The 25,793-nt window shown below is 64.9% G+C and carries 30 protein-coding genes; 11 read left to right on the forward strand and 19 right to left on the reverse strand.

Annotated features, from left to right (window positions below):
• Window positions 1-82 precede the first annotated feature (82 nt).
• From P9272_RS07180 to P9272_RS07200, 5 genes are all read right to left on the reverse strand, one after another.
• A complete protein-coding gene (locus tag P9272_RS07180) occupies window positions 83-1,102 on the reverse strand; it encodes a glucokinase (RefSeq protein WP_128257842.1) in 1,020 nt (339 codons plus the stop codon).
• 212 nt (window positions 1,103-1,314) lie between these two features.
• Entirely contained in the window at window positions 1,315-2,397 is a 1,083-nt protein-coding gene (gene mepA, locus P9272_RS07185) for a penicillin-insensitive murein endopeptidase (RefSeq protein WP_278159966.1), read from the reverse strand.
• Between the two features lie 90 nt (window positions 2,398-2,487).
• On the reverse strand, window positions 2,488-3,390 hold the full coding sequence (locus P9272_RS07190; protein ID WP_278159967.1) for an SDR family oxidoreductase: 903 nt from the start codon (window positions 3,388-3,390) through the stop codon (window positions 2,488-2,490).
• Between the two features lie 10 nt (window positions 3,391-3,400).
• Window positions 3,401-4,552, reverse strand: a complete 1,152-nt coding sequence (queG, locus tag P9272_RS07195; protein WP_278159968.1) for a tRNA epoxyqueuosine(34) reductase QueG — start codon at window positions 4,550-4,552, stop codon at window positions 3,401-3,403.
• Window positions 4,533-5,225, reverse strand: a complete 693-nt coding sequence (locus P9272_RS07200; protein WP_278159969.1) for a glutathione S-transferase family protein — start codon at window positions 5,223-5,225, stop codon at window positions 4,533-4,535. The genes queG and P9272_RS07200 overlap by 20 nt, the downstream gene beginning before the upstream one ends.
• A gap of 159 nt (window positions 5,226-5,384) precedes the next feature.
• Between P9272_RS07200 and P9272_RS07205 the strand changes: the two genes are divergently transcribed.
• A complete protein-coding gene (locus P9272_RS07205) occupies window positions 5,385-6,191 on the forward strand; it encodes an undecaprenyl-diphosphate phosphatase (protein WP_278159970.1) in 807 nt (268 codons plus the stop codon).
• Window positions 6,192-6,196: 5 nt separating this feature from the next.
• Here P9272_RS07205 and P9272_RS07210 read toward each other — a convergent pair whose 3' ends face one another.
• Both P9272_RS07210 and rsmI read right to left on the reverse strand, forming a co-directional pair.
• Complete coding sequence (locus P9272_RS07210; RefSeq protein ID WP_278159971.1) at window positions 6,197-6,574, reverse strand: YraN family protein; 378 nt, start codon at window positions 6,572-6,574, stop codon at window positions 6,197-6,199.
• 51 nt (window positions 6,575-6,625) lie between these two features.
• Window positions 6,626-7,549, reverse strand: coding sequence for a 16S rRNA (cytidine(1402)-2'-O)-methyltransferase (gene rsmI, locus P9272_RS07215; RefSeq protein ID WP_278159972.1), 924 nt, complete (start codon window positions 7,547-7,549; stop codon window positions 6,626-6,628).
• 127 nt (window positions 7,550-7,676) lie between these two features.
• Here rsmI and P9272_RS07220 point away from each other — a divergent pair, with 127 nt between their 5' ends.
• A complete protein-coding gene (locus P9272_RS07220; protein ID WP_128257835.1) occupies window positions 7,677-7,865 on the forward strand; it encodes a hypothetical protein in 189 nt (62 codons plus the stop codon).
• Between the two features lie 214 nt (window positions 7,866-8,079).
• Here the strand turns inward: P9272_RS07220 and P9272_RS07225 are convergent, their stop codons facing one another.
• The 6 genes from P9272_RS07225 to rph form a co-directional block, all read right to left on the reverse strand.
• On the reverse strand, window positions 8,080-8,400 hold the full coding sequence (locus tag P9272_RS07225) for a low molecular weight protein tyrosine phosphatase family protein (RefSeq protein ID WP_278159973.1): 321 nt from the start codon (window positions 8,398-8,400) through the stop codon (window positions 8,080-8,082).
• 30 nt (window positions 8,401-8,430) lie between these two features.
• Complete coding sequence (locus tag P9272_RS07230) at window positions 8,431-8,751, reverse strand: hypothetical protein (protein ID WP_278159974.1); 321 nt, start codon at window positions 8,749-8,751, stop codon at window positions 8,431-8,433.
• A gap of 95 nt (window positions 8,752-8,846) precedes the next feature.
• Entirely contained in the window at window positions 8,847-10,019 is a 1,173-nt protein-coding gene (gene hemW, locus P9272_RS07235; protein ID WP_278159975.1) for a radical SAM family heme chaperone HemW, read from the reverse strand.
• The gene (rdgB, locus tag P9272_RS07240; RefSeq protein ID WP_278159976.1) at window positions 10,016-10,678 is read right to left on the reverse strand and encodes an RdgB/HAM1 family non-canonical purine NTP pyrophosphatase; all 663 of its coding nucleotides are present in this window, start codon (window positions 10,676-10,678) and stop codon (window positions 10,016-10,018) included. The genes hemW and rdgB overlap by 4 nt, the downstream gene beginning before the upstream one ends.
• Window positions 10,678-11,088, reverse strand: a complete 411-nt coding sequence (locus P9272_RS07245; RefSeq protein ID WP_278159977.1) for a VOC family protein — start codon at window positions 11,086-11,088, stop codon at window positions 10,678-10,680. Before P9272_RS07245 ends, rdgB begins: the two co-directional genes overlap by 1 nt.
• Window positions 11,089-11,095: 7 nt before the next feature.
• Window positions 11,096-11,812 (reverse strand): ribonuclease PH, encoded by a 717-nt coding sequence (gene rph / locus P9272_RS07250; RefSeq protein WP_278159978.1) that lies wholly within the window; start codon window positions 11,810-11,812, stop codon window positions 11,096-11,098.
• Window positions 11,813-11,989: 177 nt separating this feature from the next.
• On the opposite strand from rph, the gene hrcA reads away from it, so the two are divergent.
• The 6 genes from hrcA to P9272_RS07280 all read left to right on the forward strand — a co-directional run bounded on the left by hrcA (window position 11,990) and on the right by P9272_RS07280 (window position 17,800).
• A complete protein-coding gene (hrcA, locus tag P9272_RS07255) occupies window positions 11,990-13,087 on the forward strand; it encodes a heat-inducible transcriptional repressor HrcA (RefSeq protein ID WP_128257830.1) in 1,098 nt (365 codons plus the stop codon).
• A gap of 176 nt (window positions 13,088-13,263) precedes the next feature.
• Window positions 13,264-13,461, forward strand: a complete 198-nt coding sequence (locus tag P9272_RS07260) for a hypothetical protein (protein WP_128257829.1) — start codon at window positions 13,264-13,266, stop codon at window positions 13,459-13,461.
• Between the two features lie 112 nt (window positions 13,462-13,573).
• Window positions 13,574-14,914: a sorbosone dehydrogenase family protein gene (locus tag P9272_RS07265; protein WP_278159979.1), complete on the forward strand. Its 1,341-nt coding sequence runs from the start codon at window positions 13,574-13,576 to the stop codon at window positions 14,912-14,914.
• A gap of 297 nt (window positions 14,915-15,211) precedes the next feature.
• Window positions 15,212-15,829, forward strand: a complete 618-nt coding sequence (locus P9272_RS07270; protein WP_278159980.1) for a LysE family translocator — start codon at window positions 15,212-15,214, stop codon at window positions 15,827-15,829.
• A gap of 190 nt (window positions 15,830-16,019) precedes the next feature.
• Complete coding sequence (gene cysK, locus P9272_RS07275) at window positions 16,020-17,000, forward strand: cysteine synthase A (RefSeq protein WP_128257826.1); 981 nt, start codon at window positions 16,020-16,022, stop codon at window positions 16,998-17,000.
• Window positions 17,001-17,170: 170 nt separating this feature from the next.
• Window positions 17,171-17,800 (forward strand): glutathione S-transferase family protein, encoded by a 630-nt coding sequence (locus tag P9272_RS07280; RefSeq protein ID WP_128257825.1) that lies wholly within the window; start codon window positions 17,171-17,173, stop codon window positions 17,798-17,800.
• Here the strand turns inward: P9272_RS07280 and P9272_RS07285 are convergent.
• From P9272_RS07285 to P9272_RS07305, 5 genes are all read right to left on the reverse strand, one after another.
• Window positions 17,797-19,044, reverse strand: coding sequence for an RNA polymerase sigma factor (locus P9272_RS07285; protein ID WP_278159981.1), 1,248 nt, complete (start codon window positions 19,042-19,044; stop codon window positions 17,797-17,799). The genes P9272_RS07280 and P9272_RS07285 overlap by 4 nt on opposite strands.
• A gap of 6 nt (window positions 19,045-19,050) precedes the next feature.
• Entirely contained in the window at window positions 19,051-19,422 is a 372-nt protein-coding gene (locus P9272_RS07290; protein WP_278159982.1) for a YciI family protein, read from the reverse strand.
• A gap of 88 nt (window positions 19,423-19,510) precedes the next feature.
• Window positions 19,511-19,831: a DCC1-like thiol-disulfide oxidoreductase family protein gene (locus tag P9272_RS07295; RefSeq protein WP_347404036.1), complete on the reverse strand. Its 321-nt coding sequence runs from the start codon at window positions 19,829-19,831 to the stop codon at window positions 19,511-19,513.
• Window positions 19,832-19,962: 131 nt separating this feature from the next.
• Window positions 19,963-20,088 carry a hypothetical protein gene (locus P9272_RS07300; RefSeq protein ID WP_278159983.1) on the reverse strand — a complete coding sequence of 42 codons (126 nt, stop codon included), beginning with the start codon at window positions 20,086-20,088 and terminating at the stop codon, window positions 19,963-19,965.
• 2 nt (window positions 20,089-20,090) lie between these two features.
• Window positions 20,091-20,237, reverse strand: a complete 147-nt coding sequence (locus tag P9272_RS07305; RefSeq protein ID WP_112128857.1) for a hypothetical protein — start codon at window positions 20,235-20,237, stop codon at window positions 20,091-20,093.
• A 399-nt stretch (window positions 20,238-20,636) separates the two neighbouring features.
• Between P9272_RS07305 and P9272_RS07310 the strand changes: the two genes are divergently transcribed.
• From P9272_RS07310 to ligD, 3 genes are all read left to right on the forward strand, one after another.
• Window positions 20,637-21,143, forward strand: coding sequence for a ferritin-like domain-containing protein (locus tag P9272_RS07310; protein WP_095820102.1), 507 nt, complete (start codon window positions 20,637-20,639; stop codon window positions 21,141-21,143).
• Window positions 21,144-21,257: 114 nt separating this feature from the next.
• Complete coding sequence (locus P9272_RS07315; protein WP_278159984.1) at window positions 21,258-22,118, forward strand: Ku protein; 861 nt, start codon at window positions 21,258-21,260, stop codon at window positions 22,116-22,118.
• 12 nt (window positions 22,119-22,130) lie between these two features.
• Window positions 22,131-24,626, forward strand: coding sequence for a DNA ligase D (gene ligD / locus P9272_RS07320; protein WP_278159985.1), 2,496 nt, complete (start codon window positions 22,131-22,133; stop codon window positions 24,624-24,626).
• A 332-nt stretch (window positions 24,627-24,958) separates the two neighbouring features.
• Here the strand turns inward: ligD and P9272_RS07325 are convergent, their stop codons facing one another.
• Window positions 24,959-25,633, reverse strand: coding sequence for a winged helix-turn-helix domain-containing protein (locus P9272_RS07325; protein WP_278159986.1), 675 nt, complete (start codon window positions 25,631-25,633; stop codon window positions 24,959-24,961).
• Window positions 25,634-25,793: the final 160 nt, after the last annotated feature.

The raw sequence follows: 25,793 nt of genomic DNA on the forward strand, positions 1-25,793 counted from the left end.
CATCCTCTTAACGCCCTGGCTTCGGCTTGCCTATGGCCAAACTTCGCCGCGGCGGCCGATCGCCGGCCCGAACCGGGCTCGGTCACGCCCGCCAGTGCCGCCCCGCCGTGTTCACGCCGAACAGCGACGGTGTCCTGGCGTAGGCGGCAAGCCCAAGCAGCGCCGCCAGCGGATGGGTGATGACATAGACCGGCATCTCGCGCATCAGCGCGCTGTGCGGCGCCTTGTCCTCGAAGGCGGCGCGGAAATTGCCCTCCTTCAGCGCTGGCACGATCTTTTGCGCGATGCCGCCGGTCAGGAAAACGCCGCCTCGGCTCATGAAAACCAGCGCTAGGTCGCCCGCGGTGCGACCGAGACAGGTGACGAAGAGCGCCAGCGCTTCCTCGGCCACCGCGTCGGTTTTGGCGAGCGCGGCGCCGGTGACCTCGGCCGGCGTCGTGAAGGGCGTCGGCTTGCCGTCCGTCCTGGCCACGGCGCGATAGACGTTGACCAGCCCGCGTCCGCACAGGATCTGCTCGCCGGAGATGCGGCCTTCCAGCTTGTCGATATGCGGGAACACCTCGAAGTCGCGCGACGTGCGCGGGCCGATATCCATATGCCCACCCTCGCCTGGCACCGGTATCCAGTGGTCGAGCGCGTAGATCAGCCCAGCGACGCCAAGACCCGTGCCGGGGCCCAGCACGACGCGGCTCGCATTGGGTTCCGGCGCGCCGCCGCCGATCTTTTCCATATGCTCTTCGCCGAGCGCCACCACGGCCAGCGCCTGCGCCTCGAAATCGTTGAGCACGACGACCTCGCTCAGGCCCAGATTGGCGATCATCTGCCGGGGTTTCACGACCCAGGGGCAGTTGGTAAGCGGAATCTCGTCGCCGTCGACCGGTCCGGCAATCGCAAGCACCGCCGAATTCGGCTGGATGGACGAACGGTCGAGCACCGCCGCCTGGATAGCGTCGTCGATGGTCTTGAAATTCGCCGTCTGGACGATCTGCGGGTCGGTCGCTTCGGAATTGGCGTCGCGCACGATCGAGAAGCGCGCGTTGGTGCCACCGATGTCGCCGATCAGGACCGGAAACCGCAGTCCCTTCTCGTCTTCGCCTGCCATGCGCTTGGTCGTCCTCATTGCAGCGCGACTGCGCCGTTTCAATCGATTGACTAGCGCATGACCCCGGAAAGGGGAAGCCCGCTTGCGCCATAGAGCAATTCCAGGAAAAGTGTGAGCCGTTAGGCTCGGCGCCTTCGCCGTCGCTTTCCGTCCGGAATTGCGTCAAAGCAAAGAGATAGGGCGTTTCGCCGTTTACGTGAAACGGTGAGGCACTAGTTTCCCGGTCTAGGTCTTGGCAGCGGAATGCCGATCTTGGGCGTCGGCGCGAAAGCGCTGGCCGCCGCCGGCATCGCGGCGTTGCCGCTGGAGATCGTCTCCGCCGGCCCGCTCGGCTGCGGTTCGGCCGCGGCGACCGCGGTGGCGCTGCCGCCCTGGTAGGTCACGGCCGCCACCGACGGCGCATCCGTCGCGGCGAGCACCGCCTGGCACTCTTTCGGCAGATTGGCCATCGTCATCAGGTCGCGGGCCTTCGGCGCATCGGGATTCTTGTTCGGCCGCCACGGCGCCTCGGTGAACCACCAGGCCAGCGGCTTGCCGCAGCCGTCATCCGCCGGCGTCGCCTCCTGCTCCTTGCAGCCCGGCGAGCCCGGCTGGCAGCCGATGCGCATGTGGAAGTGATAGTCATGGCCCCAGAACGGCCGGATCTTGCGCAGCCAGGAACGGTCGCCGGTGACCGTGTCGCAGAGCTTCTTCTTGATGCCGGGATTGACCAGGATACGCTCGACTTCCGGATAGCTCGCCGCGCGCTTGAGCAGCCTTGTGTGCGCCGGCGTCCACAGAGCGTCCTTCACCAGATGCGTCTTCTCGTCGACCATCAGCGTGGCGCTCATCGATTCGCGCTGCGCCATGGTCAGCGGCCGCTTCGGCATCGGCGTCAGCCAGACGTCCGCGTCGAGCCCGATCTGATGCGAGGCATGGCCGGTCATCATCGGTCCGCCGCGCGGCTGCGAGACGTCGCCGACCAGAAGCCCTGGCCAGCCATCGGCTACCGCGTCACGCGCGAGTTTCTCGATAAGCGCGATCATGGCCGGATGACCCCAGCGCCGGTTGCGCGAGGGGCGCATCACTTCCCAGGTCGGGCCTTCCATCGGCAGGGCGACGCCACCGGCGAAGCAGCCCTTGGAGTAGAAGCCGAAGGATTGCGCGGGCACCACCGCCGGCAGTTTCTTGGCGCCGAACAGGTCCTTGGCGCGCGGTTCGGCCGAAATCGCGGCCGCCGCCAGCGCTGCCAAGGTCACCAACGCCAGCGCGGCGGTCAGGAACGGCTTCCTATCGGGCAGTGATCGCAAGTTCATCAGGCCGGATCCCTCTCCAGTCTATCCGTTTGCGGCACGGTCAGGCGAATAGGAACGAATCATACCACGCCGCGCGTCCCGCATCGATTTTCAGCGCCTCATCGGGCTGCGCGGCGCTCCGTCCCGCCAGTTGCCCTCGGCCCACATTCGCTCCAGCGCCACCCGATAGTCGGGGAACCGAAAACGATAGCCGGCCACCTTGATCGCCTTGTTGGCGACGCGCTTGTTCTCGCCATAGAAAGACCGCGCCATGGGCGAAAGTTGGGCGGTCTCGAAGGGAATTTCGGGCGGCGGCTCGACGCCCATCAGCCCTGCGGCGTAGGCCACGACATCCTGCGGCGGCGCCGGCTCGTCGTCGGTGACGTTGAAAATCCCGCCGAGACTGTTGTCGGCGAGCAGCCACAGCGCGCCTGCGATATCGTCGCAATGGATGCGGTTGAACACTTGGTCCTGCTTGACCAGCCGCCGCGCCGTGCCGTCCTCCAGATTGGCCAGCGCATTGCGACCCGGCCCGTAGATTCCGGAAAGCCGCAGCACCGCCACCGGCTTGCCGATCTCCCGGCCAAGCGCCAGCCATTGCTGCTCGGCCGCCACCCGCATCACCGAGCGCTTCGACACCGGCCGGCAGTCGCTGGTCTCGTCCACCCAGGCGCCGCCATGGTCGCCATAGACGCCGACGGTGGAGAGATAGGCGATCCATTCCAGCGCCGGCATCTTTTCCCGCAGCGCATCGCCGGCGGCGTTCAGCACCGGGTCGCCGGTGTCGTCGGGAGCGACCGAGACGATGAGATGCGTGGTCCTGGCGAGCGCTTCGCCGAGTTCCGGCGACAGCGCGCCGTCGAACTGCAGCGGCTCGACACCGGCCGACCGCAGCGCCCCGAACCTTTCCGGCGCCCGGGTCGTGCCGAAGATCGGCGCATGTTGGGCATTGGCCCGCGCGAAAGCCTTGCCCGAATAGCCGGCGCCGAAAATGAAGAAACGTCTTTCGCTCATCGATGAACCCTCAATCGGCCTCCACGGCAGATGCCGCTACCGCCAGCCATTCCTCTTGGACCGCTACATCGGTTTCGGTCCTCGAAACCGTGGCGGCAAGCTCGCCAAATTCGCGATCGGGCAACAGTCGCGACAGGGCCCAGATTGCCGCACCCCGCACCAGCGGCGAGGCGTCGCCGAGCAGCCCGCGCACGATCGGCGTCAGTGAAGCGTCGCCCGAATTGCCGGCAGCGATCAGCACGTTGCGAACAAAACGGTCGCGGCCGATGCGCTTGATCGGCGAGCCAGAGAAGAAGGCACGAAACGCCGCATCGTCGAGCACCAGCAGCTCCGAAAGCTTCGGCACGCGCAGATCGGCCCGCGCGGCAAGCTTCGCTTCGGATGCGGCGCTGGCGAACTTGTTCCACGGACAGGCGGCCAGGCAGTCGTCGCAGCCATAGATCCGGTTGCCGATCTTTTCGCGGAATTCGCGCGGGATCGGCCCCTTGTTCTCGATTGTGAGATAGGAGATGCAACGCCGCGCGTCGAGCCGGTAGGGCGCCGGAAAAGCATCGGTCGGGCAGGCATCGAGGCAGGCGCGGCAGGAACCGCAATGGTCGATCTCGGCCGCGTCCGGCTCGAGCTCGGCCGTGGTGAAGATCGTGCCGAGGAACAGCCAGGAGCCATGCGCGCGGCTGACGAGGTTGGTGTGCTTGCCCTGCCAGCCGAGCCCCGCCGCCTCTGCCAGCGGTTTTTCCATCACCGGCGCCGTGTCGACGAACACTTTCACGTCGCCGCCGGCTTTGGCCACGATCTTGCCGGCGATCTCCTTCAGCCGGCCTTTCATCACGTCGTGATAGTCGCGGTTTTGCGCATAGACCGAGATCGCGCCGCGGTCGGGCCTTGCGAGAATGTCGCGCGGATCATGGTCAGGGCCGTAATTCATCGCCAGCACGACGATCGAGCGCACCTCCGGCCACAGCGTCGAGGGCTCGGCTCGGCGCTCAAGCGTCTCGGCGATCCACGCCATCGAGCCGTGGAAACCGTCGGAAACGAATTCGGCAAGCCTTGCCGGCGCCAGCGGGATCGCGTCCGGGCGCGTCAGGGCGACCGCCTCGAAGCCGGCGCGGCGCGCCTCCGCCTCGATCAGCGCGCGAAGTTTTTCAGAAGTCGAGGTCCGCATAATGCGATACCGGCGACAGGCCGCGCACCCGGTCGGAAAGCAGCGGCCTGAACGACGGCCGCGATTTGACCCGCGTGTACCATTCGCGCGCGGCGCTGTGTTCGCGCCACTCGATCTCGCCGAGATAGTCGAGCACCGAAAGCGTCGCCGCCGCCGCGAGGTCGGCATAGGTCACCTTGTTGCCGGCCAGCCAATGGCGCGTGCCGGCCAGCCAGTTGGTGTATTTCATGTGCTGGCGGATGTTGGCGCGGGCGGCGCGGATCGCCGCCGAATCGGGCGAGCCGCCGCCGGCGGTTTCCGGCATGACCGGCTTCAGCACGCGCTCGCGGACCAGATGGCGGGTGACCTCGCTTTCGGCCTTCGCCAAGTACCAGTCGGTCAGCCGGCGGATTTCGGCGCGCTGCATGGGGTCCTCGGCGAACAGCCGCTTGTCGCGCTTGAGCACCCCGCGCGTCTCGTCGAGATATTCGGCGATTACCATGGCGCCGACGATCGGCACGTCGCCTTCGGCGAGCAGGATCGGCAGCGTGCCTGCAGGATTCAGCGCCAGGAACTCCTTGCGCCGCGTCCACGGCTTTTCCTCGATCAGCGCCAGCTCCTCGCCATACTCGCCGAAGGCGAGGCGCACGAACCGGCAGGTGGCGAACATGGGATGATGGAAAAGCGTCAGCATGGTTCCGCGATGATAGGGCGCACTGGCGAATCGTTACCCGCGCCGGTAAGTCTTGGCGGCCCGTCATGCGGCCGTCACGGTGTTGCGACCTATAGGGGGACTTCCGCGCCGTGACAAGCAAGCCGTTGTCCCCATCTATCCCCGAAATCTGAGGTTGCCATGGAAAGCCAGACCATCGTCGAAGCGCTGCTGCTTGGGCTTTTGGAGGGCCTGACCGAGTTCATCCCGGTGTCCTCGACCGGTCACATCCTGCTCGCGGGCCACTTCCTCGGCTTCCATTCGACCGGCAAGGCCTTCGAGATCCTGATCCAGCTCGGCGCCATCCTGGCGATCCTCAGCGTCTATTTCGGCAAGCTCTGGCAGATGCTGGTCAAGCTGCCCAGCGACCCGCAAATAAGGCATTTCGTCATCGGCATCCTGGTTGCCTTCCTGCCGGCGGCGGTGATCGGCGCGCTGACGCATGATTTCATCAAGACCATATTGTTCGAATCGCCCAGGCTGATCTGCATCATGCTGATCATCGGCGGTGTGGTGCTGCTCGTCGTCGACCGGATCAACTTCAAGCCGGTGCATCACAACGTCGAGCGCTTCCCGTTGAGCGTTTATCTCAAGATCGGCCTGTTCCAGTGCCTGTCGCTGATCCCCGGCACTTCGCGCTCCGGCTCCACAATCGTCGGCGCGCTGCTGATGGGCGTCGACAAGCGCGCGGCGGCCGAGTTCTCCTTCTTTCTTGCAATGCCCACCATGGTCGGCGCCTTCGCCTTCGACCTGTTCAAGAACCGCAACGTGCTGACCTCGGCAGACCTGCCGATCATTTCCGTCGGCTTCATCGCCGCCTTCGTCGCCGCGCTCATCGTGGTTCGCTTCCTGCTCGATTACGTCTCGCGCAGAGGCTACGCGCTGTTCGGCTGGTGGCGGCTGCTGGTGGGGATCGCCGGGCTGGCGGCGTTGATGGTTTGGGGGTGAGACCCTCAATTCCTTCCATAAAACGCGTTCTCGACATGCACCGGCCAGCGCCAGGGCAGCACCGCCACCATGTCGAAAAGCATCGAAAGCCTGCCATAGTCGGGCTGGCGCGACAGCCACAAATCCGCGGCGCCCTCGATCCGGCGCTCTGATTCACGGCCGATCGCTTCCATCGCCTCGATCAGCGTGCGGCGCGCCTTGACCTCGACGAACAGCACGAGATCGCCGCGTCTTGCAATCAGGTCGATCTCGCCGAGCCTGGTGCGGTGACGACGCGCCAGGATCCGGTAGCCTTTCAGCATCAGCGCCAGTGCCGCCAGCCATTCGCCGCGATGGCCGCGACGATAGGCCTTTCGCCTATGTCCGGCCGTGCGTTCAGCCATCTTTCTGCGTTGCCATGATCTCATCAAAAAAGCAGGCTTCCGCATTTGGGGTCATGGTCTGTCTTTCAGCTCCAAGAGCCGCCGGTAAAGCGCCTGCTTCTGGCCGCCGGTCATCTTCGCCGCCTCCGCTGCCGCCTTGGAGGCGGGCATTTCGGCGGCGAGCGAGAGCAGCAGCCGGTCGATATCGGCCGGCTCTTCCTCCGTCGCTTCCGGCGGGCCGACGCAGACGACGATCTCGCCCTTCGGCGTGTCGGCAGCCGCATAATGATCCGCCAGTTCGGCCAGCGTTCCGGTGCGCATCTCCTCGAAGGTCTTGGTCAGCTCGCGCCCGATCGCGGCTTTGCGTTCTCCGCCCAGCGCCTCGACCATGGCGGCGAGCGTCTCGGCCAGCCGTCTGGGCGATTCGAAGAAGATCAGCGTCGCCGGCACCGCCTTGAAGGTTTCAAGCTTGGTCAGTCGTTGTCCAGCTTTCACGGGCAGGAAACCGGCGAACAGGAAGGCGTCGGAGGGCAAGCCCGAGGCGGTCAGCGCCGCGAGCGCGGCCGAAGGTCCCGGGATCGGCACGACGCGGATACCTTGCTCCAGTGCCTCGCCGACCAGCCGGTATCCGGGATCGGAAACCAGCGGCGTGCCGGCGTCCGAAATCAGCGCCACGCTTTGCCCCGCCGCCAGCGCCTCGATGAGCTTCGGCCCGGCTTCCTGGGCATTGTGCTCGTGATAGGCGGTGGTGCGCCGCCGGATACCGTAGCGTTCGAGCAGCACGCGCGAGACGCGCGTGTCCTCACAGGCGACGATGTCGGCGGCGGCCAGCGTCTCCAGCGCGCGCAGCGTGATGTCGGCCAGATTGCCGATCGGCGTCGCCACCAGATAGAGCGCCGCCGCGAGCGGCCGCGCCGCGATCTCGGTCTGTCCGATCAGGTAGCTGCGTTTGTCGCCGGTCACCGATTGCCCCTCATAACCGGCCTTGTTTGGCATGGCTGACGCTTCGTTGCAAAACGTGAGGTCGGGTCAAGGAAATCGCCATGCCTTTGCCACAGTGCGGAACGAAACCCACAGCGGCGAATTTAACCCCTGATTCCCCGGGAGGAGGCAGGACCGAACGATGCCCAATCGCTTCGACATCTTCATCAGCCGACTTGAAAGCAAGACCGCCCGCGAGGGCATCCCCCCACACCCGATTGCCGCTCAGAGCGGCGGACGCCGAGACAAGGGCGATTCGAAGCCCGTGCGTCACGACGAGGCGCATGGCGAAAAGCACCGCGGCAAGCATCGCCAGAAGCACGACGCGTAAAGCGCCGCTCGTGAGCGCTGACGGCTCTCGCTTCGTCACCCTAGGGCGAAGCAAGGAGCGAAGCGACGCAGCGCAGACCCTAGGATCCATGCCGTTACATTGAAGCGTCGCTGACGGTGCCGAATTCTGCTCCGCTGCACCCTATGGCCAAAGTCACGGCATGGATTCTCGGGTCAAGCCCGAGAATGACGAACGCGAGAGGCATTCGCCTCTTTCAAAGGTATCTGCCGACCCTCACTTCCAGCAGCCGCACCAGTTCCGGATCCATGAACTCGTAGTCGTCCGGGATGTCCAGGCAGATCACCCTGGCGCCCTTCAGGCTCGCCCGGAACTTCTTCTGCAGCTTGGCGCGATGCGCCTTCTCCATGACGAAGATGATGTCGGCCCAGGCGACCAGCTCATGCGTCAGCGGGTTGTCGGCGTCATGATTGGTGCCGGCCGATTCCACCTCGATGTCGCGGCGCTTGGAAAACACCTGCTCGGCGGTCGGGCTGCGCAGGCGGTTCTGGCTGCAGACGAAGAGGACGTTTTTCAAGACCTGTCAGCGCCGGTCCAAAGGTGCCAATTACTCATCCCAGATATCCCGGATCGTCTTGGTCAGCGGTATGTATTGATCCAGGGTAAGTCCGTTTAGGTCGAATTCAACGAGGTCGTTCTTTGCGGCTGCCCTAAGATTTATTCCAATATACGTCATAAATCCGCGCACCACGTCGAATTCTGAGAGTCCCGGCACTTTGTGGGTTCGTTCTTTCCCATTTCTACGGAACACAGCATTTGCCTCGTAGATATCATCGTGTTCTAGGGATTTGATGATCTCACCCAACCCAAACTCAAAAACGTCATCCGTATTTAAAGTTCTCAGCGTCTCATGGATCAGGAACTTCATTGCAGGTCCCATCGGATGCATGGAAATAACATTCGGCTAGCTAAGCCAAATATCTAACATCATCGCGCAGGCTGGCAAACAAGTTGGCTGCTGCTCTACCGCGCCAAATCCGCCACCACCGCATCCAGCACGATCATGCCGGCGGTCGTGGCGCGCAGCCTTGCATTGCCGACCGGCGCCACCAGCCCCTCTTCCTGCAGCACCGAAAGCCTTGCGCTCGACAGCCCGCGCCCTGACAGCGCCTCGTAGCGCTGCAGGTCGATGCCTTCGGCGAGTCGCAATCCCATCAGCAGGAACTCGTCGGCCTCTTCCGCGCGTGTCAGGACCTCGCCGCCGGTGACGCCATGGCCCTTGGCCTCGACGAGATTGGCCCAGGTCTCCGGCATCCTCTCCGCTATCGTCACCGTGCGGCGGCCGTTCTCGACGAAGCGCCCATGCGCGCCCGGACCGACGCCGACATATTCGCCATAGCGCCAGTAGGTGAGGTTGTGCCGGCTCTCGGCGCCCGGCCGGGCGTGGTTGGAAATCTCGTAGGCCGGCAGCCCATGCGCCGCCGTCACCTCCTGCGTCAGCGCGTAGAGGTCGGCGGCATGGTCGTTGTCGGGCAACGTGAATTTCTTCGCCGCGTAGAGCGCGTGGAAGGGCGTGCCCTCCTCGATGGTGAGTTGGTAAAGCGAAAGATGGTCGACGGCATAGCCGATCGCCTGCTCCAGCTCCGCGCCCCATACCTCCGGCGTCTGGCCGGGCCGCACGTAGATCAGGTCGAAGGAGAGGCGCGGAAAGATCTCGCGCGCAAGCCCGATGGCATAAAGCGCCTCCTCGACATTGTGCAGCCGGCCGAGGAAGCGCAGGTCCTTGTCGTTCAGCGCCTGCACGCCGAGCGAGACGCGGTTGACGCCGGCGGCGCGATAGCCGCGGAAGCGCTCGGCTTCGACCGAGGACGGGTTGGCTTCCAGCGTCACCTCGATGCCGGCCGGCACCGTCCAGTTCTTCGCCACCGCATCCAGCACCGCGCCCACCGTTTCCGGCTTCATCAGCGACGGCGTGCCGCCGCCGAGGAAGATGCTGGTCACCTCGCGCGGCCCGGTGCGGGCGCGCATGGTCGCAAGCTCCGTCTCGAAGGCGCGGGCGAAGCGCTCCTGGTCGACCGGCTGGTGGCGGACATGGCTGTTGAAGTCGCAGTAAGGGCACTTGGCCGCGCAGAACGGCCAGTGGATATAGACGCCGAAGCCGGGGCTGCGGTCGAGCGGTATCGTCACGGCGCTCATGCTGGTCCTGATCGCACCAAATCCAATCGCGCTTCGGCGAATTTCTGGAAGGCGCGGGCGCGGTGCGAAAGCGCCGTCGTCTGGCCGGGCTTCCAGCCATGCTTTTCTTCCGCGCTCATTTCGCCAAAAGTCTTGTCGAGCCCGTTGGGCAGGAAGACCGGGTCGTAGCCGAAGCCCAGCGTGCCGCGCGGCGGCCACACCAGCGTTCCCTCGGCCTCGCCGCGATAATATTCGGCTTCGCCGTCGGGAAATGCCAGGCAGATGACGGCGACGAAGCGGCCGGTGCGCTGCGCGGGTTCCGTCGCTCGGACTTCCTGCAGCGCCGTTTCCGTCTTTTGCATGGCCATGCCGAAATCCCTGCTGCCGTCCGGCTTTTCGGCCCAATTGGCGGTATAGACGCCTGGCGCGCCGGCCAATGCGTCGACGCAGAGTCCGGAATCGTCAGACAGCGCCGGCAGGCCGGTCGCCTTGGCGGCGGCGAAGGCCTTGATATAGGCATTCTCCTCGAAGGTCGTGCCGGTCTCGTCCGGCTCGGGCAGGCCGTAGTCCCTGGCGGATTTCGCCTCGAAGCCGAACGGCGCCATCAGCTCGGCAAATTCGCGCAGCTTGCCAGCATTGTGGCTGGCGACGACGATCTTCTTTCCGTTCAAAGAATGCATCAGAGGCCCCAGATCCTTGGCTCGGCGAACTCGATCGAATTGCCAGACGGGTCGCGGATATAGATCGAGTGCCCGCCCTGCGGCCATTCGAAATCGCTTTCGATGGCGATGTTGCTGGCGGCGAGATGGTCGCGCCACGCAGCGATCTCTTCGGCGGTTGCGGCAAAGCAGAGATGGCCCTCGCCGGCCGTGCCATGCGGCGGCACCTTCAGGCGAGCGCCCGGCGCCGGCGGGATTTTCGTCGCCTCGGCGTTGAAGAGAAGCAATACGCCATCGCCGCAGCGGAAGAAGACGTGCCGACCCTCGACTTTGCCTAGTGGCTTGAGACCTATGATGTCGCGAAAAAATGCCTCCGCCGCAGCCAGATCGGTGACGTAAAGAGCCGATTCGAGGATGGCGGAAGGTCTCATAAGTACCCTACGCTACCGCCATCTGCTGCAGGCTCACCAGCCGCGAAATGCCCTTCTTCGCCAAGGCCATCAGCGCCGCGAACTGATCCTCTGAGAAAGGCTCGCCCTCGGCCGTCCCCTGGATCTCGACGATGCCGCCCTTGCCGGTCATGACGAAGTTGGCGTCGGTGCCGGCCGAGGAATCCTCGAGGTAATCGAGGTCGATGACCGGCTGACCGTCATGGATGCCGCAGGAAATCGCCGCGACATGGTCCTTCAGCACCTTGGAGACGCTGACCATCTGGCGTGCTTCCATCCAGCGAAGGCAATCATAGAGCGCCACCCAGCCGCCGGTGATCGAGGCGGTGCGGGTGCCGCCATCGGCCTGGATGACGTCGCAGTCGACGGTGATCTGCTGTTCGCCCAGCGCCTGCAGATCGACCACGGCGCGCAAGCTCCGGCCGATCAGCCGCTGGATCTCCAGCGTGCGGCCGCCCTGCTTGCCGGCTGAGGCCTCGCGCCGCATGCGCTCGCCGGTCGAGCGCGGCAGCATGCCGTATTCCGCCGTCACCCAGCCCTTGCCGGAATTGCGCATCCAGGCCGGCACTTTTTCCTCCAGGCTCGCGGTGCACAAGACATGCGTGTCGCCGAACTTCACCAGGCAAGAGCCTTCGGCATGCTTGGAGACGCCGCGCTCGAAGGAGATGGCGCGCATTTCGTCGGCTTGGCGTTTGGAGGGGCGCATCGAGGTTCTTTCTGTTCTTTCCCGGATTCGTCGGCGGCTTGTAGACGCATGCGCAGCACGGCGCAAAGGAAAACGCCCGCGCGACCGCGAACGCGGCACCGTGAACGCAAAAGCGGCACCGGGTTGCGCCGCTGTGGCTTAAGTCTATATCTTTTCTGAAGGAGGTTTCTCGCCGGAATGAACAAACCAGTCGATCCGACGTCGCAGTCACCCGGGTTTCAGTCGCCCGTGCTTCAGTCACTCGACATGCGCTCGCGCGATATTTTCCGGCGGATTGTCGATTCTTATCTGCGCGACGGCGAGCCGGTCGGTTCGCGCAGCCTGTCGCGTATCCTGCCCTCCTCGCTGTCGCCGGCCACCATCCGCAACGTGATGAGCGACCTCGAGCATCTGGGGCTGATCTACGCGCCGCATGTTTCCGCCGGGCGGCTGCCGACCCAGACCGGCCTGCGTTTCTTCGTCGACGCCTTCATGGAGCTCGGCGACCTTTCCGACGACGAGCGCCGCGCCATCGAGGCGCAGGTGCGCGCCTCGGGCTCAGGCGCGACGCTGGAGCATATGCTGACCGAGGCCAGCCAGATGCTGTCCGGCATGTCGCGCGGCGCCGGCCTCGTGCTTGCCTCCAAGAACGAGGTGGCGCTGAAGCACATCGAATTCATCCAGCTCGAGCCCACCAAGGCGCTTGCCGTGCTGGTGTCGCAGAACGGCGACGTCGAGAACCGCGTCGTCGACCTGCCGGCCGGCATTACCGTCTCGCAGCTGCATGAGGCGTCCAATTTCCTCAACGCCCATATCAGGGGCCGCACGCTTGCCGAGGCGCGCGTAGAGATCGCCCGCATCAAGGACGAAACCAAATCCGCCCTCGACACGCTGTCGCAGGATCTGGTCGAGAAGGGCCTGGCGGTCTGGGCCGGCGCCGAAAGTGGCCTGCCGGCGCGCCTCATCGTGCGAGGCCGCGCCAACCTGCTGGAAAATGTCACCGCCCAGGCCGACCTCGAACTGCTGCGCCATCTGTTCGAAGACCTGGAGACGCAGGACGGGCTGCTGCAGCTGCTCGACCTGGCCGAGGAAGGGCCGGGCGTGCGCATCTTCATCGGTTCGGAGAACAAGCTGTTTTCGCTGTCCGGCTCGTCGCTGGTCGTCGCCCCCTATCGCGACAAGGACGCCCGCGTCATCGGCGCGCTCGGCGTCATCGGTCCAACAAGGCTGAATTACGCCCGCATCGTGCCGATGGTCGATTATACGGCACAGCTGATTTCGCGCATGCTGCGTTAGGTGTATCGGTATTCAGGTGGGGCCGGCCTGCGAACGACGGCTTCCTGCGCTTCCGGTGCTCACGTACTTTAAGTAAAGTACGCTCCGCTCCGGTTCTCGGAAGCCACCGTTCTCGACTCGGGCTGATCTGAATCTCGCCACACCTAGGGTCGCGGCAGCTGCAGAGGGAGAAAAAAATGGCGTTGGAAGCAATCAAGGCCCAGATCGACCTCCTGCTGCAGGAAATGATCAACCAGCCCGAGGACGACCGCGAGATCCAGGAGCAGCTGCGCGAGAAATTGCGGGAACTCCGCGCCATGGGCCTGCCCTTGCCGGCCGATCTCGTCGAGTTGGAAAAGCGCCTCGACGACGACCTGGACGCGGAAGAGGCCTAAGCCGGCGACCTGCATCCGTGTGCGCATGCTTCTCTTTTAGGACGTTTGCCCAATATCTCCTGTCTGCGGCGTCCGATCAATCTGGGCGCGTCGACAGATGACGGAGGACAGCATGAAGGGGATCGCCGGCCTTGCGGGCCTCGCGCTGGTTCTTGCCACGGGTGCCTTTGCGCAGCAGGCCGATCAGCCTCTGCTCAGCGGCGAAAAGGCCTTCGGCGACTGGAAGGCCGAACGCCCGGGCGTGCGCCGGCTGCTGAAGCCTCAGGATATGCAGAAGCCCTATGCGACGGAGTCCGCCTCGAATGGCGGCGGCGTCACCGATCGTCCCGAGGACGCGAAGCCAAAGCTTCCGCCGGGTTTCTCCGCCGAACTGGTAGCATCGGGTATCGACAGTCCCCGCGTGGTGCGTGTGGCGCCGAACGGCGACCTCTTCGTCGCCGACAGTCGCGCGAACCAGGTCCGCGTCTATCGCCTGGCCGAGGGCAGCGCGAAGCCAGCCGAGACGTCGATCTTCGCCAGGGGCCTGACGCGACCCTACGGCATCGCCTTCTATCCGCCGGGCGACAAGCCGCAATGGGTCTATGTGGCCAACAGCAACAGCGTCGTGCGATTCCCCTACCGCACCGGCGACCTTGAGGCCTCCGGCAAGCCGGAAACCATCGTTGCCAAGATTCCCGCCAACCACCACTGGACACGCGACATCGCCTTCTCGCCCGACGGCAAGACGCTCTATCTGTCGGTCGGCTCCGGCTCCAACATCGCCGAGGATATGGGGGCGAAGCCGAAAGGCGGCATCGAGGCGTGGGCGAAATCGCAGCCGCTCGGCGAGGCTTGGGGCCCGGAGCAGGGCCGCGCCGATGTGCTCGCCTTCGACCACGACGGCAACAATCGCAGGACGGTCGCCACCGGCCTGCGCAACTGTTCCGGCATGACCGTGCAGCCGGTGACAGGCGCGCTTTGGTGCGTCGTCAACGAGCGCGACGAGCTCGGCGATAACGTCCCCTTCGAATACGCGACCGCTGTAAAGGACGGCGCCTTCTATGGCTGGCCCTGGTATTATATCGGAGACAATGAGGACCCGCGCCATAAAGGCGCGCGGCCCGACCTTGCGGGCAAGGTCACGATGCCTGACGTGCTGATCCAGGCGCATTCTGCGCCGCTCAACATCGCCTTCTACGACGGCGGCAATTTCCCGGCTGACTATAAGGGCGACGCCTTCGTCACCTTGCACGGCTCGTGGAACCGCGACGCTCGCACCGGCTATAAGGTGGTGCGGCTGCGGTTCAAGGACGGCAAGCCGACCGGCGAATATGACGACTTCGCCACCGGCTTCGTCATTGCCGACGACGCGGTCTGGGGCCGCCCGGTCGGTGTCGCCGTGGCAAAGGATGGCGCGCTGATCCTCACCGAGGACGGCAACGGCACCATCTGGCGCATCACTTATGGCGGGTAGCTCCCGGCCGAGGGGTCCGAACGTTGCCGTTGTCGAAAGACAAGGCATTCCTGCTCATTCCATGAAATCAGCGCAAACGCTGGCGATTGGCTGAAGCCTCCCAGCCCCTTGCTCCGCCCGTGGATGACGAGGTTGCGCAGCTTCGGCCAATCGCCAAGGCATGCCGCCCGGAAACCGGCTCCTGTTGCCGTTGGCGCAACAAATCTCGCCGCGAGGGAATTACCAGTGACCGGGCGCCATGATAAAAGCCCGCGCCTCTCGCTCCCTTCGGGGAATCATACGCCGGGCCCTAAAACCATGACACTCACCGGATTCCTCGCTTACAGCGCAGCCCTCGGCGTCGCTGCCGCCATTCCAGGCCCCGGCGTCACGGCGCTGGTCGCCCGCGCGCTCGGCTCCGGCTTCCGCTCGTCGCTTGCCATGTCGTTCGGCCTGATGCTCGGCGACCTCACCTATCTCACCGCCGTGGTGCTCGGGCTCGCCTTCGTCGCCCAGACCTTCGGCATGGTCTTCCTCGCCATCAAATGGGCCGGAGTCGCCTATCTCACCTTCCTTGCCTGGCGCTTCTGGACCAGCGGTATCACGCCCGAGACCGTCGAGGCGCGGAAGGCCAAGGGTGGGCTGGTGTCGAGCTTCATCGCCGGGCTGACGGTGACGCTCGGCAATCCCAAGACGATGATCTTCTATCTCGCCATCACGCCGACCATTGTCGACCTGAGGACGATCACCCTCGCCGACTATGCCATCCTCGCGGCGCTCACTGTGGTGGTGCTGTTCGTCGTGCTGGTGCCTTATCTGGCGTTGGCCGCGAAGGCACGCTGGTTACTGAAATCGCCGCGCGCGCTGAAGGTGCTGAACCGCACCGCCGCCGGCTTTATGATGGGGGCGGCGGCCGCGATCGCGGCCCGCCAGTAGGCTCCGATGTCAGCTGTTCCTGGATTTCAGCCAAACCATTCCTGAAACCGCTGACGGCGGAAAATGCATTTCCGCTGCGGCGCGCTTTTGAGCAACCGCCCCACTCGGATATTTTGGATCGTCGGCCTATCTTGCCCGGCTGAAAGCCCTATTCTGTTTTGCATGTGACATTGCCCTGGGAGCGAACCAAATGAACAAGCCTGTGTCTTCCGCGCGCGTGCCCGGCCGCGGCCGCGTCTTCAATTCGATCACGGAGACGATTGGCGACACGCCGCTGGTCAGGCTGGACAAGTTCGCCAGGGAGAAGGGCATCGTCGCCAACCTCATGGCCAAGCTTGAATTCTTCAATCCCATCGCCTCCGTCAAGGATCGCATCGGCGTCTCCATGATCGAGGCGCTGGAGGAGGCCGGCAAGATTGCGCCCGGCAAGACCACGCTGATCGAGCCGACCTCCGGCAACACCGGCATCGCGCTCGCCTTCGCCGCCGCCGCCAAGGGCTACAAGCTGATCCTCACCATGCCCGAGACCATGTCGGTCGAGCGTCGCAAGATGCTGGCGCTGCTCGGCGCCGAGCTGGTGCTGACCGAAGGGCCGAAAGGCATGAAGGGCGCCATCGCCAAGGCCGACGAGCTTGCCGCCACGCTGCCCAACGCCATCATCCCGCAGCAATTCGAGAACCCGGCCAATCCCGAGATCCATCGCCGCACCACGGCCGAGGAGATCTGGAACGACACCAATGGCGAGGTCGATATCTTCGTTGCCGGCATCGGCACCGGCGGTACCATCACCGGCGTCGGCCAGGTGCTGAAGAAGCGCAAGCCTTCGGTGCATATCGTCGCGGTCGAGCCGGAGGCCTCCCCGGTTCTGTCCGGCGGCCAGCCCGGCCCGCACAAGATCCAGGGCATCGGCGCCGGCTTCGCGCCGAAAATCCTCGACACGTCTGTCTATGACGAAATCGTCAGGGTGTCGAACGAGGATTCGGTCGCTAATGCCCGCCTCGTCGCGCGCCTCGAAGGCGTGCCGGTCGGCATCTCGTCGGGCGCAGCACTCCAGGCGGCCATCGTCGTCGGCGCGCGGCCAGAGAACAAGGGCAAGAACCTCGTCGTCGTCATTCCCTCCTTCGCCGAGCGTTATCTTTCGACCATCCTGTTCGACGGGCTGGGCGCCTAGGCGCGCCCAAGAGCCGGTTCGCGCTGTCCCGCCGGCGTCGCCGGCCCTTACGTGGCAGCTTTCGGGCTGGACTGTTCAAAATGCGCCTGTGGCAAGCATGCCCTGGCTTGAGGCAGGTGTCGCTTCAGGCTCATATCACCGCTGGCCTTGATCGGCCGGCGGGAGGATTCATGTACAAGCTCTATACGCGCCCGGGCAGCGGCGGCTTCGTCGTCGAGGCGGCGCTCGCCATGGCCGGCGTGCCCTTCGAGCAGATCGACGTGCCCAAGAAGGATCCGGCCGATCCGGCCTTCCTCGCCATCAGCCCGCTGAACCAGGTGCCGGTGCTGACGCTGCCGGACGGTCATTCGCTGACCGAATCGGCCGCGATCTGCATCCTGCTTGCCGAGCGTCACCCCGAGGCGCATCTCGCGCCGGAAGCGGGTTCGCCCGGTCGCGCCGATTTCCTGCGCTGGATGACCTTCATGTCGTCGGTGCTATACCCGGCGGTGCTGCGGCTCTATTACGCCCACCGCTATACCGCGGATGGCGCTGCTCTGCAGCCGGTGAAGCAGGCGGCGGTCGCCGAGATGGATCGCGGCTTTGCGATTCTTGACCGGGCGTTGGCCGGCCGCGACTGGCTGGCAGGCGACACGCTCTCGCTCGCCGACATCTACCTCGTCATGCTGGTGGCATGGCATCCCGGGGTCGAGAGAGCGCGCAGCGCCTGGCCGAACATCGAACGCCTGTGGGCGAAGCTGCGCCAGCACGACCTCATGCGCAAGCTGAACGCCTCGCACGAGATGTGGCCCGAGGCCTAACTCCCGACAAGCTTCGCCTTCTCGCCCTGCAGGAAGCGGCGCAGCGCCGGGTCGCGCTCGAGGCCGATCGCCCGGTCGTAGGACTGGGCCGCCTGCTTTGTATTGCCGAGCCTGGCCAACAATCCGGCGCGCGCGGCCCAATAGGGCTGGTAGTCCTGTAGCCGCCTGTCATCGCCCAGCACATAGAGCGCCGCCAGCCCGGCTGTTGCACCCTCGGTTTCCGCGATCGCCACCGCGCGGTTGATCGCCACCACCGGTGAGCCGGCTACGGAAAGCAGCGCGTCGTAAAGCTGGCGGATGGCCGCCCAGTCGGTGCCGCTGCCGCGCCGGCGCGCCGTGTGGGCGGACTGCACGGCGGCTTCCAGCTGGTAGCGGCCGATGATGCCCCTTTGCGCGGCGCGCACCAGCAGGGCTTCCGCCTCGTCGATCAGGTTGTCGTCCCAGAGCCCGACATCCTGCTCGGCCAAAGGCACGAAATCCCCTTGCGGGCCGCGCCGTGCCGAGCGGCGCGCCTCGGCGAACAGCATCAGCGCCAGGAGTCCCAGCGCCTCCGGCTCGTCCGGCATCAGCGAGGCGATGAGCCGTCCAAGCCAGATGCCTTCGGTGGCGAGATTGCGCCGGCGGCTGTCGGTGCCGGTCGCATCCGACCAGCCCTCGGCGAAGGTGGCGTAGATCGCCTCCAGCACCGCGCCCAGCCGCCCGCCAAGCTCCGCCTGCTCCGGCACGCGAAATGGGATTCCGGTCTCCCTGATACGCGCCTTGGCCCGCACCAGCCGCTGGCCCATCGTCGCCGGCGAGACCAGGAAGGCCGAGGCGATGGTCGCGGCGTCGAAACCGAGGATCGTCTGCAGGATCAGCGGCGCGCGCACGCTGGTGTCGATCGCCGGATGGGCGCAGGCGAACATCAGCCGCAACCGGTCGTCGGGCAGCTCCTCGCTGCGAATGCGCGCCTCCATCTCCTCGGCAATGAGCTGCAGATGATCGCGCGCCGCCTCGCCGGTCAGCCGCCGCCGCACGGCGTCGACGTCGCGCCGGCGCGCCACCGCGAGCAGCCAGGCTTCCGGCTGCTCCGGCACGCCGGTCCGCGGCCAGCGCTCCAGCGCGGCCGCGAAGGCATCGGCCAGCGCGTCCTCGGCGCCGGCGACGTCGCGGGTGCGCGCCGCCAGCCAGGCGACCAGCTTGCCGTAGCTGCGCCGGGCGGCCGCTTCGGCCGCCGCCCGCGCGATCCCCGAGCGATCATCCATCGCGGGTCACTCCGCGGCGGCGGCGTACTCTGCCATTTCCCAGATAGGCCGCACCTCGACCGTCCCGGTGGAGGACGCGGGACAGCGCGCACCCCATTCGATGGCCGTGTCGATGTCGGCCGCCTCGATCATGTAGAAGCCGGCCAATTGCTCCTTGGTGTCGGCATAGGGGCCGTCGAGCACATTGGTCTTGCTGCCGGCGAGCCGCACCGAGGTGGCCGCCTGGGTCGGGCGCAACCGCTCGCCGGCGACATAAGCGCCGGATTTCTTCAGCGCCTCGGTGTAGGCGCCATAGGCCGCGAGCACCTGCTGGGTCTGCTCCTTCGGCGCATTCGCCATCGCGGCTTCGTCATTGTAGATCAAGAGCATGTATCGCATGGTCTTCTCCGTTTCTTGAAGGCCGCGTCGTTGCGTGCCGACCTATGTCGCGCGGCATCGGCCGATTTCGACAAGCGCCGGAAAATTTTCATCCGTCGCGAGATTTGGCAAGGATCTGGGATTTGCCCCCGTTGTCGTAGAGCCAGTCGCGCAGCGGTCGCGGCAGGATGGGAAGCGCTTTCGTCGCGCGCCACGGCCAGCCGAGCGCGGACATGGCCGCGATGAAACTGTCGAGCTTGGTGAAGGTGACGCCGTCGACGATGGCAAGGTTGCTGTCGTAATCGTCGGTCGGCAGGCCGTGCCGGCGAAAAAGCGACTCGCCGAGCGGCGATTGCGCCGCGGCAAAGCGGAAGCGTTTTCCCGGTCGAGCTTGGGGATGAGCTGGACGAAGCCCGAGCAGAACACGCAGATGCCGTCAAAGACGATCAGCGCCTGGCGGGCGTCATAGGTTTGGCGCGGTAAGGTGGGACTTTCGGGCAGGTCGGTCATGGCGGCCCTGGCTGCTTATGTCTTCAGACATTAAGCCAGCCGGCGGCGGCGTCAAAGTCGCGGCGTTGTCGCACGCCAGTTGGCGGCGAGCACAAGGCGCTCGGCGCGATAGGTGGTGGCGCGCTGGTCGGCGGCCGGCCGGCAGATGCGGCTATGGTGGGCGCGCTCGCGAGTCATGATCAGTTCGCGCTGACGCCCAGCGAGTTGCCGCGACGGGCGCAGGCCGGCCCCGGGCCGCGCATGTAATAACGCTCCGGCCGATAGGTCGGCGCGACGAATTCGCGAATGGCTGCGGCGTAGCCTGTAATGTGATTCCAGAAGTTCATTTCAGTTGATCCCTGTCCCGCTTTCGGATGTCCCTTCCGAATTGTTTGAGAGCATAGCGTCGAGGCGTGAATAGTCGGTGAACGTGATGTTAATTTCTGGTCCGAAAGTCGTTGCATCGTGGCCGGATTGCGGCTGATTCGCGGTGTTTCGGTGCCTTTCGTCGCCTTTCCGCGCCGTGTGACTTTTGCATCACATATGTTTCGTTCCGATGTCGCTTGGGCGCGCTTCCGTTTCACGTTCGTCCGACGACAGGAAATTTCCTTTCGCGTGGTCGGCCCGGCAGGAACCTGTCACGGAAGCCGACGTTGACCCGGCAAGGCCGGGAGCGAACCCGGCCGCGTTGACGGCTGTCCGCCGCGCAACTTCCCCACAATGCGAAACATGGAAAGGCAACCGCCATGGGCTTCTTTTCGAAAGACATCAAGACGCTGGACGATCTCTTCATCCATACACTGCGCGACATCTATTATGCCGAGAAGCAGATCGAAAAATCGCTGCCGAAGATGATCGACAAGGCGACCGATCCGCAGTTGAAAGCCGGCTTCGAGAAGCATCTCACGCAGACCAAGGGTCACATCGAGCGGGTCGAGCAGGTGTTCGAGCTGCATGGCGTCAAGGCAAAGACCGTCAACTGCCCGGCCATCGACGGCATCCTCGCGGAGGCCGACGAGGTGAGCGGCGATGTCGACGACAAGGAGGTCCTCGATGCGGCGCTGATCGCCTCGGCGCAGGCCGTCGAGCACTATGAGATAACGCGCTACGGCACGCTGATCGCCTGGGCCAAGCAGCTCGGCCGCAGCGATTGCGCCAATGTGCTGGCCAAGAACCTCAAGGAAGAAGAGGCGACCGACCGCAAGCTGACCGAGATCGCCGAAAGCAAGGTCAACCTTCAGGCGGCAGAATAGGCTCCCGATAAGGCCGGCGCGTGGCGTCGGCCCTCCCGTCCCCGGGAACCGAAGCGGCGCTCAGGCCGTTTCGGTTTGTCCGATGTTGCCCCGATGCTGCAAGGAGTGTTCGTCATGGCGCCGCGCCCCGCCTGGAGCGGTTATCTCAAGCTTTCACTGGTCACCTGCGCCATCCAACTGAGCAACGTCGTCACCCACGCCGAAAAGGTGTCCTTCCACATCCTCAACCGCAAGACCGGCAACAGGGTCCGGCGTGTCTATGTCGACCAGAAAAGCGGCAAGCCGCTGGAAGAGGATGAGGAGGTCAGGGGTTTCGAGGTCGGCAGGGACGAATTCATCCGCATCGAGGACGAGGATATCGAGGCGGTCCAGATCGAATCGTCACACACGCTCGATCTCGACGGCTTCGTCGACAAGGCTTCGATCGATCAGGTCTATCTCGACACGCCCTATTACGTCTCGCCGGCAGACAAGGTTTCGGAGGAGGCCTTCGCCGTCATCCGCGATGCGCTTGCGGAGAAGAAAATGGCCGGCTTGGCCCGCATCGTGCTCTATCAGCGGGAGCGCCCGGCGATGATCGAGCCGTTCGGCAAAGGCATGCTGCTGACGACGCTGCGCTACGGAGACACCGTGCGCGACGCGTCCGGCGTGTTCGCCGACATCCGGTCCGCGAAGCTGGACGGCGAGATGGTCGGGCTGGCCGAGAATATCATTGACAAGAAGAAGGCGAAGTTCGACCCGGCCAAATTCAGGGATCGCTATGAAGAATCGCTGCTCGAGCTGGTCCGTTCCAAGAAGGCCGGCAGAAAGGCGCCGAAGGCCAAGGCATCGCCGAAACCGTCCAACGTCGTTAATCTGTTCGACGCGCTGAAGAAGAGCCTCAGTGCCGACGACGGCAAAGCCGGCAAAACTTCGTCAAAGACGGCGCGACGGCCAAGGGCCAAAGCGGCGGCGTCGAAGCGTAAATCCGCATAGGGGAGTGGCGGCATGGCGAGCCTCGAACAATATCACGCCAAGCGCGATTTCAAGAAAACCGCCGAGCCGGCCGGCAAGGTGAAGCACGGCAAGCAGGCCGGCGGCATCTTCGTCGTCCAGAAGCATGCCGCCACGCGGCTTCATTACGATTTCCGGCTGGAACATGACGGCGTGCTGTGGAGCTGGGCGGTGACGCGTGGCCCGAGCCTCGATCCGCATGAGAAGCGGCTTGCCGTGCATGTCGAGGACCATCCGATCGACTATGCGTCTTTCGAGGGCACCATACCAAAGGGCCAATATGGCGGCGGCTCGGTCCTGGTCTGGGACGAAGGCAGATGGACACCGGACGGCGATCCGGCCAAGGGCATGAAGAAGGGACATATCGATTTCGAGCTCGAAGGCCAAAAGCTCAACGGTCGCTGGCATCTGGTCAGGCTGAGGCCTCGCCCCGGCGAGAAGCGCGACAACTGGCTGCTGATCAAATCCGACGACGCCGCCGCCCGGCCGGGCGAGGACATTCTGGTGGAGGAGCCGCGTTCGGTCAAATCCGGCCTGACCATCGAAGAAGTTGGCGAGGGCAAGGCCGCCAAGGGGCAGAAACCGAAAGTCTGGCAGTCGAACAGACCTGCCAAAGCCAAGGCCGGCCAGGCCCGGCGGCTCGAATTCATCGAGCCGCAGCTGGCGACGCTGGAGAAGGAAGCACCCACCGGCGACGACTGGCTGCATGAAGTGAAACTCGACGGCTACCGCATGCAGGCGCAGATCGAAGGCAGCGAGGTCAGGCTGCTCACCCGCGCCGGCCTCGACTGGACCGGCAAATTCGAGGGGCCGGTCACCGCTGCGCTGGCCAAACTGAAATGCCGCGACGCCATCATCGACGGCGAGGTCGTGGTGCTGGCCGACAGCGGCGTGTCATCGTTCCCGCTGCTGCAGGCGGATCTCTCGGCGCGCCGTGCCGACCGCTTCGTCTATTATGTGTTCGACCTGATACGCCTCGACGGCGAGGATTTGCGCCGCGAGCCGCTGGTCGACCGCAAGCAGGCGCTGGCTGAGCTGCTCGGCGAGCAGCCCGAGAATTCGGCGCTGCGCTTCAGCGATCATTTCCACGAGCCCGGCAAGGTCATGCTGCAGCATGTCTGCCGCATGGGTCTCGAAGGCGTGGTGTCGAAGCGCGCCGACGCGCCCTATCGCAGCGGGCGGGGGCTCACCTGGATCAAGTCGAAATGCACGCTCCGGCAGGAATTCGTCATCGGCGGCTATCTGCCTTCGGACAAGAGCGGGCGGGGCGTGCGCTCGCTTCTCGTCGGCTATTATGAAGGCGGCAAGCTCAACTACGCCGGCCGTGTAGGCACCGGCTTTTCCGGCAAGGTGCTGACGGATTTGAAGAAGAAGCTCGATCGCCTCGAGGCGAAGACATCGCCTTTCTCTGCGGCGGTGCCGAAGGGCAAGGGGCTTACCTTCGTCAAGCCCGAGCTTGTCGGCGAGGTGGAGTTCCGCAGCTGGACATCCGACCGTATAATCCGCCACGCTTCGTTCCAGGGGCTTCGCGAGGACAAGCCGGCGGAGGAAGTCGTGCAGGAAAAGCCGATGAAGGCCGAGAGCGAAGCAAAGCCGGGCGCAAAGGCGCCGTCAAAACCCCCGGCCGGAGCGGCGAAGACCTCGATAAAACTCTCGCATCCCGACAAGCTGTTGTGGCCCGACGAGGAGGTCTCGAAACAGGACCTGCTCGAACACTACGCTTTGGTGTGGCCGCGCATGGAGCAGTTTGTCGTAAACCGGCCGCTGAGCCTTGTGCGCGCGCCCGACGGCATCCACGGCCAGCGCTTCTTCCAAAAACACGCCTCGCCCGGCATGAGTGACAAGATCGCCCGCATGAAAGATCCGACCGATGGCGAGGAGATACTCTACATCAAGGATTTCGACGGGCTGGCGGCGCTGGTCCAGTATGGCGTGGTCGAGGTGCATATCTGGGGCTCGACGATCGATGAGCTGGAAAAGCCCGACCAGATCATCTTCGACCTCGATCCGGACGAAGGCATCGATGTCGGCAAAGTGCGTGAAGCGGCGCTGGACATCCACACGCAGCTCGACGAGCTGTCGCTGCCCAACCTGGTCAAGACCTCGGGTGGCAAGGGCTATCACGTTCTGGTGCCGCTGAAGCCCTCTGCGGAATGGGACGCTGTCAAGGATTTCGCCCATGATTTCGCTCGCGCGTTGGAGCAGGCCGCGCCCGACCGCTACACGGCGACCTTGTCGAAGAAGGCGCGCACCGGAAGAATCTTCATCGACTATCTGCGAAACGGCCGCGGCGCGACCACGGTCGCGCCCTATTCCTCGCGCGCCAAGAAGGGCGCGACGATATCGATGCCGGTGACCTGGCCGGAGATCGAGAAGGGCCTTGCGCCGAATGCCTTCCCGCTTGGCGATGCTTCCACGCTGGCTCAGCTGAAGAAGGCCGATCCGTGGAAGGAGTTCTTCAAGCTGGGTAAGGCGTTGAAGCGGAGTTAACTGGCGCAACAAGCGTCGCGATCCTTCGCCCCCCCTCTGTACTGCCGGACATCTCCCCCGCTTTGTCGACGCTATGCACATATCATCTGTGACTGGCGTACCTGATCGGGCTGAGGCTTGATTGCCACGTGGTTCCCCCAATCCGTCGCTGCTTCGCAGCGCCACCTTTCCCCCCTCCGGAGGGAAAGGAAGGGCGCCTTTCCTCTACCCCGTCGATCGGGGGAGAGGTGGCTCGGCGAAGCCGAGACGGAGTGGGGGTCGACCAGCGCTGCATTGGACAATACATGCGCCAGGCTGCCATGCTGTCCCGCCAGCACCAAGAGATTGTCCGCCTAGGACAGAAACACCCTCTCAAACTCTTGCCTGCCCCTCGGCGAGAACACCACGGCGCGGCTATCCTTTTCGCGGCGGGCCCATTTCTCGGCGATGATCTTGTCGAGGATGGCGGCGCCCAGCATGCCGGCGAGATGCGAGCGCCGCACGCTCCAGTCGAGGCAAGCGCGGCACACCGGCCGCCGGGCCTTGGCATGGGTCTCGATGCCGAGCGCGGAAAAATGCGCCGCGCCGGAAGATGACAGCCGGATCTCGTTGTCCTCGCGCAGCAGAAGTTTCCTGTCGAAGAGTCGGTCGAGCATCGCAACGGCCTGCTCGCCGGCGAGGTGGTCGTAGCAGACCCGCGCCACGCGCATGGCCGCATCGCGCGGACCGGGTCGCGCCCGTCTCGGGCCGACCGCTTCGGCGACGCCGATGATCGCCTCGATCATGCTGGCCACTTGCGCACTGGCCAGCCCGTAATAGCGGTGGCGGCCCTGGCTGGCCAAGGTCAGCAGGCCGCCCTCCATCAGCTTGGACAGATGCGAGGAAGCGGTGGGCAGTGACACGCCGGCTTCGAGCGCCAGCTCCGACGCCGTCAGCGCCGTGCCGCCCATCAGCGCGTTCAGCATGTTGGCACGGGCCGGGTCGCCGACCAGGCAGGCGATGCGGGCAATATCGGGTCCTTCACGCATGGTTCGATCCTTATCGAAGCATTCCCGTCAGGCAAGCACTATTCTGGGACCATCTCAAGCAGCCCAGGCAAACACTCCTGACAGGAGAATGCCTAGCACAATGACGGAAGCGATGTTTCCACCGGGATCGAACGGTCGTCGTCCACAAGCCAACCGAGGA

The sequence above is a fragment of the Mesorhizobium sp. WSM4976 genome (genome assembly GCF_029625685.1).
Lineage (GTDB): Bacteria > Pseudomonadota > Alphaproteobacteria > Rhizobiales > Rhizobiaceae > Mesorhizobium.